This is a genomic window from Mesorhizobium sp. M8A.F.Ca.ET.207.01.1.1 (genome assembly GCF_004794715.1).
Lineage (GTDB): Bacteria > Pseudomonadota > Alphaproteobacteria > Rhizobiales > Rhizobiaceae > Mesorhizobium.
Genome location: NZ_SRUS01000116.1, coordinates 1 through 421 on the forward strand (window position 1 = coordinate 1; position 421 = coordinate 421).

Consider the following 421-nt stretch of genomic DNA (forward strand, 5'->3'; position numbering starts at 1 on the left):
GTCAGCGCCGACGGCACTCCGACCACGGTGCATATCGACATCCTCGGCACCAACGATGCGGCCGTATTGTCATCCGCCTCGGTCAATCTGACCGAAGCCGACACGGCTGCCGCGATCAGCACCAGTGGTGCATTGACGATCTCCGATGTCGACAGCGATCCGCACTTCGTCGCCCAGGTCGGCACCCCCGGGACCTATGGCAGCTTCTCGATCGACGCCGACGGCAACTGGAGCTACACGGCCTCCTCGGCGCATGACGAGTTCGTCGCCGGCCAGCATTACACCGAGACCTTCAACGTGGTCAGCGCCGACGGCACTCCGACCACGGTGCATATCGACATCCTCGGCACCAACGATGCAGCCGTATTGTCATCCGCCTCGGGCAATCTGACCGACGACGACAGCGCTGCCGCAATCCGCA

At 63.7% G+C, this 421-nt stretch carries 1 protein-coding gene; it reads left to right on the forward strand.

What is annotated here, in order from left to right; all coding sequences use genetic code 11:
* Positions 1-421, forward strand: a 421-nt coding sequence (locus EN850_RS33735; protein WP_210238008.1) for a VCBS domain-containing protein, incomplete at both ends; no start/stop codon positions are given.